We start from the raw sequence: 15,032 nt of genomic DNA on the forward strand, positions 1-15,032 counted from the left end.
TATGCTCATTTACCTAAGACAAAGTTGGCGCAGATAACAAGGATAAAATATGATAATTGTCATACTATTCACTAAATTTGCATAACCCAAAAGCGCTATTCTATGAGTAAATGTGAACAATGTATCGTGAGAGAGTTTAGCTCGCTTAAAGCGCTGAACAAAGAGGAGCTGCTTAAAATCGCTGACTGTAAATCTTCTTATACCATTAAAAAAGGTGAAGCCATTTTTAGTGAAGGAGAGAATGTAAATGGTATCTTTTGTATTAAAGACGGTGTTTGTAAACTTTCAAAACTAAGCACCAATGGTAACGACCAGATCGTAAAACTAATTACCAAAGGTGAATTATTAGGACAACGCTCTATGATTAGCGATGAACCTGTAAATCTTACTGCCATTGCCCTTGAAGATATGGAGGTGTGCTTTATACCTAAAGCTGAAATAATGGGATTCTTTAATGAGAATAACAAGTTTTCTATGGATATTATGAAAGCAATTTGCGGTGATCTTAAAGAAGCCGACGACCATTTGGTTAACATGGCTCAAAAACCGGTAAAACAGCGCCTTGCTGAAACTCTTATCTATCTTTATGATTCGTTTGGAATTGATACCGATAATAGTCTTAATATAAAACTATCGCGTGAAGAAATTGCTGGTATGGTAGGTACTGCTACCGAAAGCTGTATCAGGCTGCTGTCTGACTTTAAGAAATCAGGACATATAGAGTTATCCGGTAAAAAGATCATTATAACCGATATTAGTAAACTAAAAAGGCTATAGTTCTCACTACAGCCTTTTTTATTCTTTTACTATGCAGGTTACATATTTAAGCTTTCTACATAGGTCTTGGCCTCCAGTAATCCCATAGCCTTTCTTTCTTTACAAATTTTTACCGCTTGCAGTTTGTTGTTCTGTTGTACCAAATATCGCATCTGATCGTCAAGATCTTCGGCTTCGCTATATTCAGCATTCATCACTTTAATAAGTCGGTTATGTAAAGTATCAGCTCTGTTCACTGCATCGTTACCCACAAACTGAAAAGCTGTATTGTGTATAAAATTGCCTTCACGCCATATTATAGTAACCAAAGCTCCAAGAGGTTCACCACTATCCGTAGCATATTTATTTTCCAGTGTAATGTCTTTTATTTTAGCTGTTTCTATAGAAGAAAGCTGCTCTTTTCTTAGGCTGCCGGGTTTTATACCATAAATCTTAAACTCTTCTTTTAGCGGATAAATAAACGTTATCTGAATAGGAATATGTCCAAAAACATAGCTTCCTGAATCTATAAACCGGAAAGGATTGATACCACTCTTCCGTAATACATCTTCTTCGTTTTTTGTTTCTACTGCTTTTTTAATTAACACCAAAACAACTATCGCAACAGCAATATAAAGTATCCACATATATTTAAAAGTTTTTGCTACTTACAAATATAATAAGTGTTAAAAAACATGCAAGTTTTTATGTAAAAAAAGCAATAAACTTAAAATCAGCTTTAGCGTTCCAGTTGTTTATTTTTTGTTTAGCGTTATGCCATATACAATAGAAAAAGCAAGCTAATAATGCCGATGATGAGTACTCCAATCATTATTTTTCGATAGTTTTCGTAACCAAACCACTCTATAAGTATCATACTTTTTCTATGACCTGTTGGTTCTGTTGCCCATTTCCATCTTTTTATGTACCCAATTAAAACCAACATTAAAGTCGAAATAATAATCCCATAGACTATTTTGGGATTATTCCTTATTTGGTTAAAAATTTCGCCAATATTCATTTATCTTATTCTGTTGGTTTCTGTCGTTCTGCAAAACCCTTGTTGTACGTTCGGCTTTTTCTCATAGGCAAATCTACCAATTATTTATTCTGGTGATACTCTAAAAAGTTATTAGCAACATCACGTATCTCTTGTTTTATTTCTTTGTCTTTACTTATAGAATTTAGTATTCCAATTAATTCTTGTTTTTTATTTTCATTTATTACACGGTTCAATAACCAAACTGTATGAACTGTTGGTTTGTCCTTCACTGATTTCTTTAGTAAATTCACGTAATCTTCTTGTCTTTCTTTATAAAATTTCTCAATAAAATGTGTTAATGGTCCAGGTGTTCCAAATTCTACCAAAGGATTTTTTTCCATTAGTTCAAGTATATTTTCGATTGCATCAAAGCCAATTTTGTCTGCTTCCATTTCGTCTACAATCTCATACTGCAAATTAATGAACTCAGGTTCTTCTAAATACCATTCACCTTTTGCTAGGAAATCGTATAGTGGTTTTAAGTATTTTTCCATTAGTTTATGAGAATTTCATTTTAAGAATTACAAATGTTCAGCCTTTGTTTGTCAGCTCCTCCTATAATGCCAATGCTATTTAGCTGCCGTATATTGTCGTCCAATAGGGTTCAAATTTAAGGTCGTCAAATTTTGTGTCGTGTATGTCTAACGTTTCAGCTCTGTAAATACCAAATGAAGTTGTGTCTTGTATTGAATTGATAAAACTCCATTGGGCATTTTTTTCGGGGTCGTGAACACTTCCCCAACGTCTGTATTTATATACCGTTCTCTTAGCATTTAGAATTTTTGATAATTCTCTTATGTCGTCTGTCCCTTTGTAATTGAGTTCTTCAGCAATTGCAATAACCATTAGAAAGTCAAATTTTATTTTCTCTTTTTTGGGATGGTTTTGTTCATTCAAAATACTAAAGCAGATGTCAGGTGCAGAACCTATTTTTCCACATACAGTCCGCATTGGTGTCCAACAGTCCAAACAGCTAAACTGCCGTTCCTTTTCTTCGTCACTAAAAGTCCATTTTTCAAACGACTTTTCATTCCAGCGAAGTTTTCCAAATTTTATTTCATCATGATATTCAGAGTTAGGTCGTTGTGTATAAGCGTGGACACCCAAACCTGTTTTGTCGTAATAGGATGAATGCTTTATGATCTTGTCAAAAAGTGGTTGAATGCTTTTTGTCCATTCATTTTTTGTCCATGGCTCTTTGCCTTTTGTTGTGTCGGCAAAAAGCAAATAAAAGTGATATTTTCTACTATCAAAACTCATACTGTGTCGGGGCAATTGGATGGTGGCATTTCGGAGCCGAAACCTTTAGCTAAAATACAAATTTGAACCGAAACACAAAACTTGAATTATAGACTTTCCTACCGCTATCGCCAAGCCCCTGTTTACGGCAGTTTTTATTTTTCACTAAATTGTTTTTTAAAATCAAGTGTTAAATTATAGTTTTCTTCAATTGGAACTAATTCTCTATATGTTTTTTCAATGTCTTTTCCTTCTTTAGTCCATAAAAATGGCACAAATGAATATACTTGATTTCCGTTTGCTTTTTTTATATCATTTTGCCAATTTTCCCATCTGAAAATCTCGTAAAATTTATTTATGTCGCCAGTCAAAGCCCAATAAAGAAATTCAGAATAGTTTGTATCTAAACATTCCCATTCAAGTGTATCTTGTGGTAAATAATAAACTTTACCCATTTCGGTTCCAATTCCACCAGCGTTTAGAGCAAAATATCCACCGATTATATCGTCCGCAATTAAGAAATGTGATGGTTGATTGCCATAATTTTCAAAAGTTTTTCCTTTATTCCATTCGATCAAATCCCTGTTAAGTTTTTCACTTCCTGAGCCCAAAATTCTAAGCCAGCCATTGTCAATTAATATTCCTCCTGTTTCGTAGATTACTGCACCCATTGGCGAACGTGTTGTGACTTGAGCATTCACAAGTTCTTTTTCTGCTCTTCTCTCGTCTTTTGGTAAAATTTCATATTCGTTTTCCGCTTCATTTAACCATTCTGACACTAATTCCCATCCTGGTTCATCCAAGTTTATTAATTCTTCAAGCGTTTTCATATTTTGTTAATTCCTGTTATTGTAGGTTGGTTCTGTAAAATTACCGCCAACTTGTTTATATCGCTCATAAAATGGCGTCAATCTAACTAAATTGTGTTGGCTTTGCGCTATCTCAAATATATATAAAGAACTACTAAACTACTACAACTTCCGGAATTAATACATTTGAAACTTCTTTCTTATAACTTTCAAGACCATCCATGATCACACGAACTTCATTTTTAAAATAATCATTTGTTCCAAAGAGATTTTGATAATACAGGATACCTTCTAACAGGTTATTTTTAAAAGCCGTCCATTTTTTGATCTGCCCTTTGGTTATTTCTATAAACACATCATTTACTTCCTGCTTTAAATACGCTACATACAGGTCCAGCTCTTTTATAAATACATTGGGGCGCTGCTTCGCTGTAAGTACCGATTCATATCCATAAATATGACGGATCATCTCAGCTAGCGTAATTTCTCTATCAAAGTAGGCCATATTAGGTCCCGGACAGATAACGACACCCTGCTGTTCGCCTTTTATAGCAATATCATTTTCCAAATAAGAAGCATTAGCTAAACCAACACAAAGACACGATTTTACTGTAATAGCATCTTTCTCCCGCTCGAAAGCAACAGCAGATAGTTCTTCTTTTTTAAGTTCCAGTTCGTCAAGTTTTATCTGCTGGTATTTTCGCGATGCGGTACAAATCCCTTCTTCGTCATATTCACGATTCAAAGCCAATAGTTTTTTAGGACAGGAGCTTCCTGCTTTGTTATTATTTATACGATGGTTCTTAAAGTAATCATTCGTTGTTCCGTTAACCGTATTAAAAGGTACACCCAAGGGTGAAATGGCGCTGCGGTAAAAATCATTTTCTCCGGCAGCTGCCAATAAATTACGGGTTTCGGTATCTGTTGATGTAGCCTCGGGTACCAACAGAAATGGTGATCCCCACCCTACTGAATCTGCTTTATAATAATTTAGGAAAAACTCATGTTCTTCGGCGGTACCTACCCCACCCTGAACAGTTATCTTTAATGGCATTGGTTCATTAGGTACAGCATATCCTTCGTTTAAAAGTGTCTTTATCATTAACTGATGTGTATTTATAATAAGTTCTTCTTTACGTTGCTTGAATTCTTCCATGATGGGGCCTAATAGTAAACCATCGGTAGCAAAAGCATGCCCACCACAATTAAGTCCTGACTCTATACGGTATTCGGACACCCAGATGCCTTTTTTAGCCAAAAAGCTTCCCTGTATCATAGCCGACCTGAAATCACTCACTTTGAGAGTGATTTTCTTTTTAAGTTCGCCATTTTTGTTTGGAAAAAAATCTTTAAATGTTGCGATATAACTATACAGCGACGGATTCATTCCTGCAGATAATACCAGCGATGAATTTAATTTACTATTAGCAAAACCTCGCAATGCTGCATGTGCATCGTTATAAGTTACAGGCAGTTGTTCTTTCTTTTCATAATTGGCTTTGTCTACCTTGGTCATAATGTTAACATCGATAGCACCCGGGTGCAGGTGTTGTGAAATAAAACTCTTTACAACATTGGTTATTCCTCCCGAAATGAGATCCTGCAAGCCTTTTTTTATTTCAGACTTTTGAGGCAGCATACCTATAAAATTAGATAATGTCTGTTTGTTTGCGCTCATTTCATCACAAAAAGCCTCATATTTTAGCCTTACAATTTCATCTACCGTATTAAGATAAGCTGTGATTCTCTCGGCTCTGTAATCACTCATTTTTGACGTGATCTCTTTATAAGGCAGGCTGAATTTTTTGCTATAAAAGGCATTCATCTTTTCCATAAGCTCATCGTCTACAATGGAAATTACCGAATCAATACCATATTGAGCTACCCTGATAGGGCTGTCTATAGTGTAAGCAAGTCCCATTACAGGAATATGAAAGCTATGCAGCGGTTTATTTGTTGTCATAGATGTAATTACTAATAATCTGCAAATATCATAAAGGATGCTTTTTTAAAACCTGATAAATATCATGTTCAGAAAAATATTGATTTGCATTCTATCCTTTCGCACTGCGTTACAGCAACATCAATAGAAGTTTAAATAATAAATATTTACAATCCTTTTACCGGTAATCCCAACCCCAGCGGTTATCTTTGCATAAAAATCCAAAAACATTATTGTGGACAAACAAAAATATATTTTCCTTATCATCATCTTAGGGTCGTTAAGTGCATTAGGCCCCTTTTCAATAGACATGTACTTACCCGGATTTACAGCTATTGCTAAAGATCTTCATACTACACCCAACAAAGTTTCTTTATCGCTGTCAAGCTATTTCATAGGGATATCGGCAGGTCAATTACTGTACGGACCATTACTGGATCGTTTTGGCCGTAAAATGCCTTTGTATATTGGTTTAACCGTTTACATCCTGGCATCTATAGGCTGTGCGCTTACTACCAATATTGATGTGTTTATTGCACTGCGCTTTGTACAGGCTGTAGGAAGCTGTGCTGCTGCTGTAGCCTCTATGGCTATGGTGCGTGACCTGTTCCCACCGCAAGACAGTCCGAAAGTATTCTCGTTACTGCTTTTAGTAGTAGGGCTTTCGCCAATGCTGGCACCAACAATTGGAGGTTATGTGATCTTAGGCTTCGGTTGGCATTTTATCTTTGTTATCCTTGCCTTTATGGGGCTTGCGGTATTACTGGCATCGCGTTTTGGCTTGCCACATACCCGAAAACCAGATCATTCTATTTCTTTAAAACCAAAACCCATTATAACCGGCTTTACAAAAGTATTTATGCACCCACAGTTTTATACGTATGCAGTGTCAGGAGGTATAGCTTTCTCGGGACTGTTTACCTATGTAGCGGGTTCTCCAATACTGTTTATGGATATTTTTAAAGTATCGGGGGAAACCTACGGATGGATCTTTGCCTTCATGTCAATAAGCTTTATTGGGGTAAGTCAATTAAACTCAGTATTGCTTAGAAAATACAATAGTGAGCAATTGGTCTATTTCGGGCTTGCATTGCAGTGCATCGTTAGTATCGCATTTCTTATTGCAGCTATGAATAATTGGTTGGACCTGTATGGAACTATAGCAATGCTGTTCCTGTATTTAGGATGCCTTGGATTAACCAATCCTAATACATCCGGACTATCGTTAGCGCCATTCTCTAACAATGCAGGCAGTGCTTCGGCGTTATTGGGTGCTATGCAACTAGGCCTTGGTGCACTTGCATCTATGGCAGTGGGAATATTTGTAAAAGATTCTATGATACCTATGGTCGTTATTATGGCAGGCAGTACGGTATTAGCTTTAATTGTACTTTTAATCGGGCGAAGGAACATCACTGTTTTAACCGAAACAACAGACACCGACAATGTTATGATACATTAATCTTTATAAAAAGTATAAAAAAAGCCAGTTCATGTGAACTGGCTTTTTTTGTTATAGATTCTTGCTGATATAGCTTCCGTAAAGATCCTTAAACTGATACCCTTCAGTAAAACGGTCTTTGTTCAATTTCTTGAATTCAGAAAGTCCCCAAAGGATGAATTCTTTCAGAAAATATACATCTTCTTTTTCGGCATTAGGCTGATATTTTAAAACCAGCTGCTTTAAAGGAATAATAGAATCCAGTTGTTTTTTATACTCTTCATCGGTAGCATCGTCTAAAAGTTCAAAACCGCTTTCATTAAAGAACCAGTCGATTACTTCCTGATAAGGGCTTTTCTCGTTAGAACGCTCCAGCTTTTCGATCTTAGGGAAATAATCCGGGAAGAATGTACGGATGGCACTGCTGATTAAATGCTCAGCTACAACAGCAGCTCCCTCCTGTTCACCTTCATATACCAGTTCGACCTTACCCGTAATTGCAGGAATGACACCCATAAAGTCAGATAGTCTAACGGTTGTTTTTTCGCTGCCAGCTCTTAAAGCACGTCTTTCGGCAGTACTTAACAGATTCTCAAAAGCAGTAATGCTCATCCGGGCGCTTACCCCGCTTTTATAATCAATGAATTCACTCTCGCGTGCTTCAAAACTTATTTGCTCTAACAGGTCTTTTGCTAATGAAGGAACATGGATAAACTCACTCTGACGACCATCAAGATTAGATTCCTGCTCTGTAATTGTCCTAGCAATTTTTACCGTTTCAGGATAATGCGTAAGAATCTGCGACCCTATTCTGTCTTTTAAGGGCGTAACGATACTTCCTCTATTGGTATAATCCTCAGGGTTTGCCGTAAATACAAACTGAAGGTCCAGATGCATACGCACCTTAAAACCACGGATCTGGATATCGCCTTCCTGTAAAATATTGAATAAGGCAACCTGTATTCTGGCCTGCAGGTCGAGCAGCTCATTAATAACAAAAATACAGCGGTTGGCACGCGGTATCATCCCAAAATGGATAACCCGGTCATCAGCATACGATAATTTCAGGTTGGCCGCTTTAATAGGATCGATGTCACCAATCAGATCGGCTACCGTAACATCCGGAGTTGCCAGCTTTTCATAGAAACGATCGTTCCTGTGCAGCCAGCTTACAGGAGTGTCATCACCTTTCTCTTCGATCAGGCTTTTTGCAAAGCGGGAAATCGGGTTTAATGGATCATCATTAATTTCAGACCCTTCCACAAAAGGTATGTATTCGTCAAGCAGGTTAACCATAAGGCGTGCCAGCCTTGTTTTAGCCTGTCCGCGAAGTCCTAATAAGTTAATATTATGGCGTGATAAAATAGCACGTTCCAGTTCGGGTATTACCGTATTTTCAAAACCCCATACCCCTTTAAAAACGTTTTCGCCTTTGCTTATTTTGGTTCTAAGGTTATTACGCAATTCGTCTTTTATGCTTCTGCTTTCGTAACCTGCCTTTTTAAGGGCACCCAGTGTTTTTATATTTTCAATATCCATATATCAGTTCTCTAAAATTCTTATTTAATTCGTTTCTTTCTATTGGTTTCATAATCCTCAAAAATCATTTCGCCAAGCCCTTTTAATCCGGTATAAAATGCCTTACCCTGATTTGCCTCTGTAAAATGATTTACAAACTGCTGCAAATACGGGTCGCTGGCAATCATAAAAGTAGTTATGGGAATATGCAGTTTTCGTGCCTGCTGTGCCATCGTATAACATTTGTCTACAATATACTCATCCAGGCCGTTACTGTTCATGTAATAACTGCCGTCGCTTTCGCGGATGCAGCTTGGCTTACCGTCTGTAATCATAAAAATCTGTTTATTGGTGTTTCGTTTCCTTCTCAGCAAATCCATAGCGAGCTGAAGCCCTGCAACCGTGTTGGTATGAAAAGGCCCTACCTGCAGATATGGCAGATCTTTAATGGCTATAGGCCATGCATCATTACCAAAAACAAGTATGTCCAGTGTATCTTTAGGATAGCGTGTAGTGATAAGTTCCGCGAGTGCCATGGCTACTTTTTTTGCAGGAGTAATACGGTCTTCGCCATAAAGTATCATGCTGTGGCTTATATCAATCATCAAGACGGTGCTCATTTGTGCCTTGTATTGCGCATCTTCCACCACAAGATCGTTTTCGGTAAGCATAAAACTGTCGATCCCGTTATTGATCTGGGCATTCTTGAGACTTTCTGTGAGCGAGATCCTGTCCAGTCCGTCTCCAAAATGGTATTCCCTGAATTCCCCGGTATGCTCATCACCGCTTCCTGAATGTTTTGTTTTATGATTTCCGGAACCGCTCTTTTTCAGATTGCCAAAAATCTGGTTCAGTGCCTGCTGGCGAATAGACCTCTCGGTTTTAGCTGTTATTTTTAATCCGCCCGATCCATCGTCTTTAACCTCATCTTTTATATAACCTTTCTTTTTAAGGTCTTCAATAAAATCATCGATAGTATAATTTTCGTCCGTAAGTTTATATTCTTTATCCAATTCCCGAAGCCAGTCCAGCGCTTCATCCAGATCGCCCGAAGTATGGGTTATCAGCTCGGTAAAAATTTCGAAGAGTTTGTCAAACGGAGACACATTTGGAGCCTCATATTGCCTGAATATAAAGCCCTTTCTTTTATTTGTTTCCATAGCCTATAAAATTATTACATAATCAGATTTAATGAATCAAAATTTTGAATAATTTTTAGTTAAAAGATATGGCAGGTAATCGTATTTCTTAATCTGGATTAAGTTTTTTAGAGGTTGAATAGCAGAGATTTGTAATGAACAAATCATCTAAATACTATTACTTATGAAAAATATGCTTCCAACAGCACAATTGTTTTTACGCCTTGCCTTGGGAATAGGCTTTATATTACCAGTAATGGACCGTTTGGGAATGCTGGGGCTTCCTGGCGAACCTAATGTGGGCTGGGGCAATTGGAGTAACTTTATTGATTATACCCATTCACTTATGCCCTACCTTAACAGACCCATTGCAGGGATTATGGGAGCAATAGCTACCATAGCCGAAGTCGTATTTGGTATCCTGCTTATTGTGGGCTTTAAGACACGGTTAACAGCTATAGGCAGTTTTGCACTTACACTTACTTTTGCTTTGAGTATGTTGTTCTTTGCAGGCTACAGGGCGCCATTCAATTATTCTGTATTTACAGTGAGTGCAGCAAGTCTTTTACTTTCGGTAATTGGGGAATACAAATGGAGTATTGATGCTTCATTAAAAGCATAATTTATCGCTTAGAATAAATTGCCGACAGGTATACCCATATAATGAAGAACAACTGCAGCGGTATCCTGAACCATAGATAGTCCGGGCCGTTGCCATCAAGCGCAGCGGTCTGTAAATTTACATGGTGCATTGCTGCATAAATATTTGCAGGAAGTAGGAATATAAAAAAAACAATCAATAGCCATGCGGTTGCTTTACTATATTTTGGAAGTAAAAGGCCTATTGGTGCAGCCATCTCGATAAATCCTGTGAAGTAAACCAATTCAATTCTGTAAGGGATGAAATCAGGCAGCATCATGGCCATCCCTTTGGTAAATAAAAAATGGCCAACGGTTGTAAGCACCAACATAGCCGACATAGCAATCCTGCCCGATAAAGCAAACTTGTATTGTTTGTATTTTATCCTTAAAACGATAAGTGAAATTAAGAATGTTCCCAGTAATGTTATTTCGGTTTCCATTGTATTTTTTCTGCAAAGTTCAGTAGATAAGCAGTATAAGGCAATGAACCTGGGTTAATAAATTCGCTTACGTATCCTGCTTAATGCCTGTGGTGTAATACCAATATAGGAAGCCAGGTATTTTAAAGGGATGTTTTGAATAAGGTGAGGCTGTTCTGTAAATAAGTTACGATACCGCTGCTCAGCAGTTTCATTGAGTAAGGAAAGTTCCCTTTTGGATTTTTCCATAAAAAGCCCTTCACTGGCATGCCTGCCGATAGTGTTCCCAATCTCTGTTTGAGCATAGATATCCTGAAGGTCTTTATGAGATAACCGCCAAAGAACAGTATTAGATAATGCTTCGACATTGTAATTAGCAGGTAACTGCGTAAGGAAAGAATCGTAAGCACTTACAAATTCATTATCAAACACAAAAGCAAAGGTAAGATCCTGCTCTTCTTTTGGAATATAAAAACGGATAACACCGCTTTCTACAAAAGAAAGATACTTCTCTGTTTGTCCTGCTTCTAAAACCAATGCCTTTTTAGGAAATTCTTCTCTTACCAGTTTAGACGAAAATGTATTCCAGTCGGCATCCGAAATTTTGTCTGTTTTTTCAAAATAATGCCTTATCTGTTTCATATGCTAAAAATTACAATTAGCCTTCGTACATATCCATGTTGAGCCTTGTTTCCTCAAGGTCAAGCTCTCTCTCGATTTTTCGCAGGATCTCTTCATTCGCATCTCCGGAACGATGCAGCTGTTCTATTTTTTGACGTTCTACCTTTATAAGGTCTATCTGTAACTGGGTAAATTCATTAAAAATATTGGTAGAAAGTGTTTCGCCATTGGCAAAATAATGTGCCGGAAGTTCGGTTTTTTGCAACCTGTTGAATTTTACTTCATACTTACTTTTAATGTTGTTAAGTAACTCGTCCTGTAGCAGTGACAGATTTTCTTCAATATGGGCAATGGTTTGCGATACTACAATATTTCTCACCTCATATTCTTCGGCATAAATAGAATAGGGTTCTATTTTTAATTTACGTATGAGCCATGGCAGTGTTAAACCCAGCAATACCAATGTGGAAAGTATAACACAAAATACCAGAAAAATTACCAGGTTACGCTGTGGGAATGTAAATGGTATGGCAAGTGCCGCAGCCATAGAAACCACACCACGCATACCTGCCCATCCAAAGACTACGAGGTTTCGTGCATCAAATTCTTCTTTATCACGAATCTTTTTACTAAGAAAACGGGGCAGCATCACTGCCGGAAATACCCAAATAAAACGTACAATGATAACTACAAAACTTATGGATATACCCCAAATAGCTAATGAAAGTGGTGAATAACCGCCAATATCAGCCATTATCTGGCGCAGCTGCAGGCCGATAAGAATAAAGATAAGTCCGTTTAAAATGTAAACCACGACATCCCAAACCGTAGTGGTCATAATGCGGCTTTGGTGCGTAAATATTTGTGCCGACCTGAAGGAAAGGTACAACCCTGTAGATACTACTGCAAGAACCCCCGAAAAATGAAAATGCTCGGCAATTAAATAGGATGTAAATGGCGTAAGGAATGTTAGGGTAACCTCAACAATAGGATCGCATACATACTTTTTATGAATAAGGTACATGATATACCCCATCCCTACTCCAATGGCAATACCTGCCGATGCTACGACCACAAAATTAAGGCCGGCTTCCCACAGTACAAAATTTCCAGCAGTAATTGCGGTAAGTGCATATTTATAAGCTACAAGTCCGCTCGCATCGTTAACAAGGCTTTCGCCGTCTAATATGGTTAATAAACGGGGATGTAATCCAAGTCCTTTTGTTATCGATGTAGCAGCAACAGCATCAGGCGGGGAAACAATTGCTCCAATAAGAAATGCCAATGGCCAGCTGATGTCGTCTATCAATGCATGTGCTGCAACTGCCACTGCAATGGTGGTAAAGAATACCAATCCAATTGCGGCAAAGCTAATGGGGCGTATTGCTCCTTTAAAATCGTGCCAACTGGTATTCCATGCCGCATGGTATAACAATGGCGGAAGGAATATGATAAAAACAATATCAGGGCTCAATGCTATGACCGGCAGCCCGGGAATGACACTAATAACCACTCCGGACAGTACCAAAACGATGGGAAAAGGGAATTTATATTTGTTGCTCAGGATACCCAGGAATACTATTCCAAACAGCATCATGATAATGATCGTAATGTTTTCCATATTATAAATAAGCGCTTTTTAGCGTGATTAAATTTACACACATTTTATCGTTTATAATCCGTGTGAAAAATCCATTTATACTTAAATTATAAACAATGGTGTTAACAGAAAACATCCTGTAATTATCATATGGTTTTGCCTCTACCTGTGCTCTTTATAGGTATTACCAGTCCAGATTTCCTGCAATTGTTTCCATTGAGAAATTGTTAAAGCATCTGATTTTGCTCCGGCGATGGCATCATTGAGCTGTTCCATCGTGCGAACACCTACAACGGCTGTAGTAACGGCAGGATGATCTATTACGTACCGCAGTACGGTTTCGGTTTGTGTTTTTCCTTCGCGAATTGCTTCAGGCAGCCTTTTCAAAATAGATTCAACCTCATCTTCATTTATCCCAATATAATCAGCAGCGGGTTTGTTAACCAGCAAACCACCTGCCATAGCACCGCGAGCAAGTACCCCAATTTCATTTTGAAGGAGGAGGTCAAGCGTTTCTTCTTCAGGGCGGCGGTCTAAAAGGCTATACTGTGTCATTACCGCGGTGATGTTAGAGCGTTTTACATATTCCCTGATCACATTTGGGCGAATAGACGAAAGTCCGTAAGCTCTTATCTTACCCATATCGACCAAACGCTCAAAAGCTTCAATGGTTTCATCCATTGGGTCATTTATGGTACCGCCGTGTAATAAATAAAGGTCAATATAATCCGTCTGCAATCGTTTCAGGCTTTCATCGATAGCTTTTAGTATGTATTCCTTACGCGGATACCACTCCCAGCCGCTGCCGTCCTGTTTCCATCGGTTGCCCACTTTTGTAGACACTAATATATCCTTTCGTTTTAATTTTATAGCATTGCCTAACAGGCGTTCGTTTTCTCCGTTTTCATAAAGATCGGCCGTATCAAAAAGTGTAATGCCGTCATCAATCGCTTTACTGATTATCTCATTCGTATGGGTATTGGAACTTTTTAAAGACATGCAGCCAAAACTGACCTCGCTTACTTTAAAACCTGCTTTTATAAGGGATTTGTATTTCATAATAATAACAGCCTGAATTTAGCCGAAAACAAATTTAAGAATAATAGTTTTAGCAGTGCTGAAAGGATAATTTATGTTTTATTTAATTATTCAAAACAGGGCAATAGTGTATCTTTATACTATGATTAAAGCAATTACCCAATGCCTAAAAAAAATAGAAAAAGTGAAGAATTCTGGAATGTAATTACCCACGGTACAGGGACATTACTCTCTTTTGTCGCTTTGGGAGTTCTTGTAATTTTTTCTGTTTTTAGAGGAACGATGATCCATTTTGCAGCCTCGCTTGTTTTTGGTTTAAGCCTTGTGCTGCTGTACTCTGCCTCTACTCTTTATCATGCAGCTTATACCTTAAAATGGAAACGCATTTTTCAAAAAGCAGACCATATCTGTATCTATATTCTCATTGCAGGAACGTATACTCCCATAGCTTTATTAGGATTAAAAGGAGTTTGGGGCTGGACGGTGTTTGGCTGTATATGGGCTTTTGCCCTTGCAGGATTTATTTTTAAGTTTTCGCCCCTGCAAAGATCAGAGAAAATATCACTAATTCTTTATGCTTTAATGGGATGGCTTATTATTACTGTAATTAAGCCTTTGATAGAAAACCTTGCGCCCGAAGCACTCTATTATCTTCTAGGCGGTGGTTTGTGTTATACCTTTGGTATTTACTTTTTTGTGAAAGAAAAAATACCTTATAATCATACTATCTGGCATATATTTGTTTTAAGTGGCAGTGCGCTCCATTTCTTTGGTATCTTTTTCTATCTGATACCTTAATCCTTAGAATAAATTATTATTTTTAAAT

16 protein-coding genes are annotated in these 15,032 nt (G+C 37.6%); 4 read left to right on the forward strand and 12 right to left on the reverse strand.

Features of this window, described 5'->3' with window-relative positions:
* The first annotated feature begins 102 nt into the window (after nt 1-102).
* Nucleotides 103-777 (forward strand): Crp/Fnr family transcriptional regulator, encoded by a 675-nt coding sequence (locus tag EPI11_RS05485; protein WP_128388946.1) that lies wholly within the window; start codon nt 103-105, stop codon nt 775-777.
* 38 nt (nt 778-815) lie between these two features.
* Here the strand turns inward: EPI11_RS05485 and EPI11_RS05490 are convergent, their stop codons facing one another.
* The 6 genes from EPI11_RS05490 to EPI11_RS05515 form a co-directional block, all read right to left on the reverse strand.
* A complete protein-coding gene (locus tag EPI11_RS05490) occupies nt 816-1,403 on the reverse strand; it encodes a hypothetical protein (RefSeq protein WP_128388947.1) in 588 nt (195 codons plus the stop codon).
* 125 nt (nt 1,404-1,528) lie between these two features.
* Nucleotides 1,529-1,777, reverse strand: coding sequence for an Imm17 family immunity protein (locus tag EPI11_RS05495; protein ID WP_128388948.1), 249 nt, complete (start codon nt 1,775-1,777; stop codon nt 1,529-1,531).
* 80 nt (nt 1,778-1,857) lie between these two features.
* A complete protein-coding gene (locus EPI11_RS05500; RefSeq protein WP_128388949.1) occupies nt 1,858-2,292 on the reverse strand; it encodes a hypothetical protein in 435 nt (144 codons plus the stop codon).
* A 79-nt stretch (nt 2,293-2,371) separates the two neighbouring features.
* Nucleotides 2,372-3,058, reverse strand: coding sequence for a hypothetical protein (locus tag EPI11_RS05505; protein ID WP_128388950.1), 687 nt, complete (start codon nt 3,056-3,058; stop codon nt 2,372-2,374).
* A 134-nt stretch (nt 3,059-3,192) separates the two neighbouring features.
* Nucleotides 3,193-3,867 carry a DUF2625 domain-containing protein gene (locus tag EPI11_RS05510; RefSeq protein WP_128388951.1) on the reverse strand — a complete coding sequence of 225 codons (675 nt, stop codon included), beginning with the start codon at nt 3,865-3,867 and terminating at the stop codon, nt 3,193-3,195.
* Nucleotides 3,868-4,000: 133 nt separating this feature from the next.
* The gene (locus EPI11_RS05515; RefSeq protein ID WP_128388952.1) at nt 4,001-5,809 is read right to left on the reverse strand and encodes a hypothetical protein; all 1,809 of its coding nucleotides are present in this window, start codon (nt 5,807-5,809) and stop codon (nt 4,001-4,003) included.
* 214 nt (nt 5,810-6,023) lie between these two features.
* Between EPI11_RS05515 and EPI11_RS05520 the strand changes: the two genes are divergently transcribed.
* Nucleotides 6,024-7,250, forward strand: a complete 1,227-nt coding sequence (locus tag EPI11_RS05520; RefSeq protein WP_128388953.1) for a multidrug effflux MFS transporter — start codon at nt 6,024-6,026, stop codon at nt 7,248-7,250.
* A 51-nt stretch (nt 7,251-7,301) separates the two neighbouring features.
* Here the strand turns inward: EPI11_RS05520 and EPI11_RS05525 are convergent, their stop codons facing one another.
* Together EPI11_RS05525 and EPI11_RS05530 are read right to left on the reverse strand one after the other, a co-directional pair.
* Complete coding sequence (locus EPI11_RS05525; protein ID WP_128388954.1) at nt 7,302-8,768, reverse strand: magnesium chelatase; 1,467 nt, start codon at nt 8,766-8,768, stop codon at nt 7,302-7,304.
* A 20-nt stretch (nt 8,769-8,788) separates the two neighbouring features.
* Entirely contained in the window at nt 8,789-9,907 is a 1,119-nt protein-coding gene (locus tag EPI11_RS05530) for a vWA domain-containing protein (protein ID WP_128388955.1), read from the reverse strand.
* A 163-nt stretch (nt 9,908-10,070) separates the two neighbouring features.
* Here EPI11_RS05530 and EPI11_RS05535 point away from each other — a divergent pair, with 163 nt between their 5' ends.
* Nucleotides 10,071-10,508: a DoxX family protein gene (locus EPI11_RS05535; RefSeq protein ID WP_128388956.1), complete on the forward strand. Its 438-nt coding sequence runs from the start codon at nt 10,071-10,073 to the stop codon at nt 10,506-10,508.
* A gap of 1 nt (nt 10,509) precedes the next feature.
* Here EPI11_RS05535 and EPI11_RS05540 read toward each other — a convergent pair whose 3' ends face one another.
* The 4 genes from EPI11_RS05540 to EPI11_RS05555 all read right to left on the reverse strand — a co-directional run bounded on the left by EPI11_RS05540 (nt 10,510) and on the right by EPI11_RS05555 (nt 14,227).
* Nucleotides 10,510-10,968, reverse strand: coding sequence for a DoxX family protein (locus tag EPI11_RS05540; RefSeq protein WP_128388957.1), 459 nt, complete (start codon nt 10,966-10,968; stop codon nt 10,510-10,512).
* Between the two features lie 54 nt (nt 10,969-11,022).
* Nucleotides 11,023-11,589: a Crp/Fnr family transcriptional regulator gene (locus tag EPI11_RS05545; protein WP_128388958.1), complete on the reverse strand. Its 567-nt coding sequence runs from the start codon at nt 11,587-11,589 to the stop codon at nt 11,023-11,025.
* Nucleotides 11,590-11,605: 16 nt separating this feature from the next.
* On the reverse strand, nt 11,606-13,189 hold the full coding sequence (locus EPI11_RS05550) for a Na+/H+ antiporter (protein ID WP_128388959.1): 1,584 nt from the start codon (nt 13,187-13,189) through the stop codon (nt 11,606-11,608).
* A 141-nt stretch (nt 13,190-13,330) separates the two neighbouring features.
* Complete coding sequence (locus EPI11_RS05555; protein ID WP_128388960.1) at nt 13,331-14,227, reverse strand: aldo/keto reductase; 897 nt, start codon at nt 14,225-14,227, stop codon at nt 13,331-13,333.
* Between the two features lie 141 nt (nt 14,228-14,368).
* Here EPI11_RS05555 and trhA point away from each other — a divergent pair, with 141 nt between their 5' ends.
* Nucleotides 14,369-15,004 (forward strand): PAQR family membrane homeostasis protein TrhA, encoded by a 636-nt coding sequence (gene trhA, locus EPI11_RS05560; protein ID WP_128388961.1) that lies wholly within the window; start codon nt 14,369-14,371, stop codon nt 15,002-15,004.
* The last annotated feature ends 28 nt before the right edge of the window (nt 15,005-15,032 follow it).

This window comes from Flavobacterium cerinum, from assembly GCF_004028155.1.
GTDB classification, from domain to species: Bacteria; Bacteroidota; Bacteroidia; order Flavobacteriales; family Flavobacteriaceae; genus Flavobacterium; species Flavobacterium cerinum.

Excerpts from the sequence above, each read along its gene's own strand:
- EPI11_RS05500 (WP_128388949.1), bottom strand. The coding sequence starts at position 2,292 with ATGGAAAAATACTTAAAACCACTATACGATTTCCTAGCAAAAGGTGAA.
- EPI11_RS05525 (WP_128388954.1), bottom strand. The coding sequence starts at position 8,768 with ATGGATATTGAAAATATAAAAACACTGGGTGCCCTTAAAAAGGCAGGT.
- EPI11_RS05510 (WP_128388951.1), bottom strand. The coding sequence starts at position 3,867 with ATGAAAACGCTTGAAGAATTAATAAACTTGGATGAACCAGGATGGGAA.
- EPI11_RS05495 (WP_128388948.1), bottom strand. The coding sequence starts at position 1,777 with ATGAATATTGGCGAAATTTTTAACCAAATAAGGAATAATCCCAAAATA.
- EPI11_RS05485 (WP_128388946.1), top strand. The coding sequence starts at position 103 with ATGAGTAAATGTGAACAATGTATCGTGAGAGAGTTTAGCTCGCTTAAA.
- EPI11_RS05545 (WP_128388958.1), bottom strand. The coding sequence starts at position 11,589 with ATGAAACAGATAAGGCATTATTTTGAAAAAACAGACAAAATTTCGGAT.
- EPI11_RS05530 (WP_128388955.1), bottom strand. The coding sequence starts at position 9,907 with ATGGAAACAAATAAAAGAAAGGGCTTTATATTCAGGCAATATGAGGCT.
- trhA (WP_128388961.1), top strand. The coding sequence starts at position 14,369 with ATGCCTAAAAAAAATAGAAAAAGTGAAGAATTCTGGAATGTAATTACC.
- EPI11_RS05555 (WP_128388960.1), bottom strand. The coding sequence starts at position 14,227 with ATGAAATACAAATCCCTTATAAAAGCAGGTTTTAAAGTAAGCGAGGTC.
- EPI11_RS05535 (WP_128388956.1), top strand. The coding sequence starts at position 10,071 with ATGAAAAATATGCTTCCAACAGCACAATTGTTTTTACGCCTTGCCTTG.
- EPI11_RS05540 (WP_128388957.1), bottom strand. The coding sequence starts at position 10,968 with ATGGAAACCGAAATAACATTACTGGGAACATTCTTAATTTCACTTATC.
- EPI11_RS05515 (WP_128388952.1), bottom strand. The coding sequence starts at position 5,809 with ATGACAACAAATAAACCGCTGCATAGCTTTCATATTCCTGTAATGGGA.
- EPI11_RS05490 (WP_128388947.1), bottom strand. The coding sequence starts at position 1,403 with ATGTGGATACTTTATATTGCTGTTGCGATAGTTGTTTTGGTGTTAATT.
- EPI11_RS05550 (WP_128388959.1), bottom strand. The coding sequence starts at position 13,189 with ATGGAAAACATTACGATCATTATCATGATGCTGTTTGGAATAGTATTC.
- EPI11_RS05505 (WP_128388950.1), bottom strand. The coding sequence starts at position 3,058 with ATGAGTTTTGATAGTAGAAAATATCACTTTTATTTGCTTTTTGCCGAC.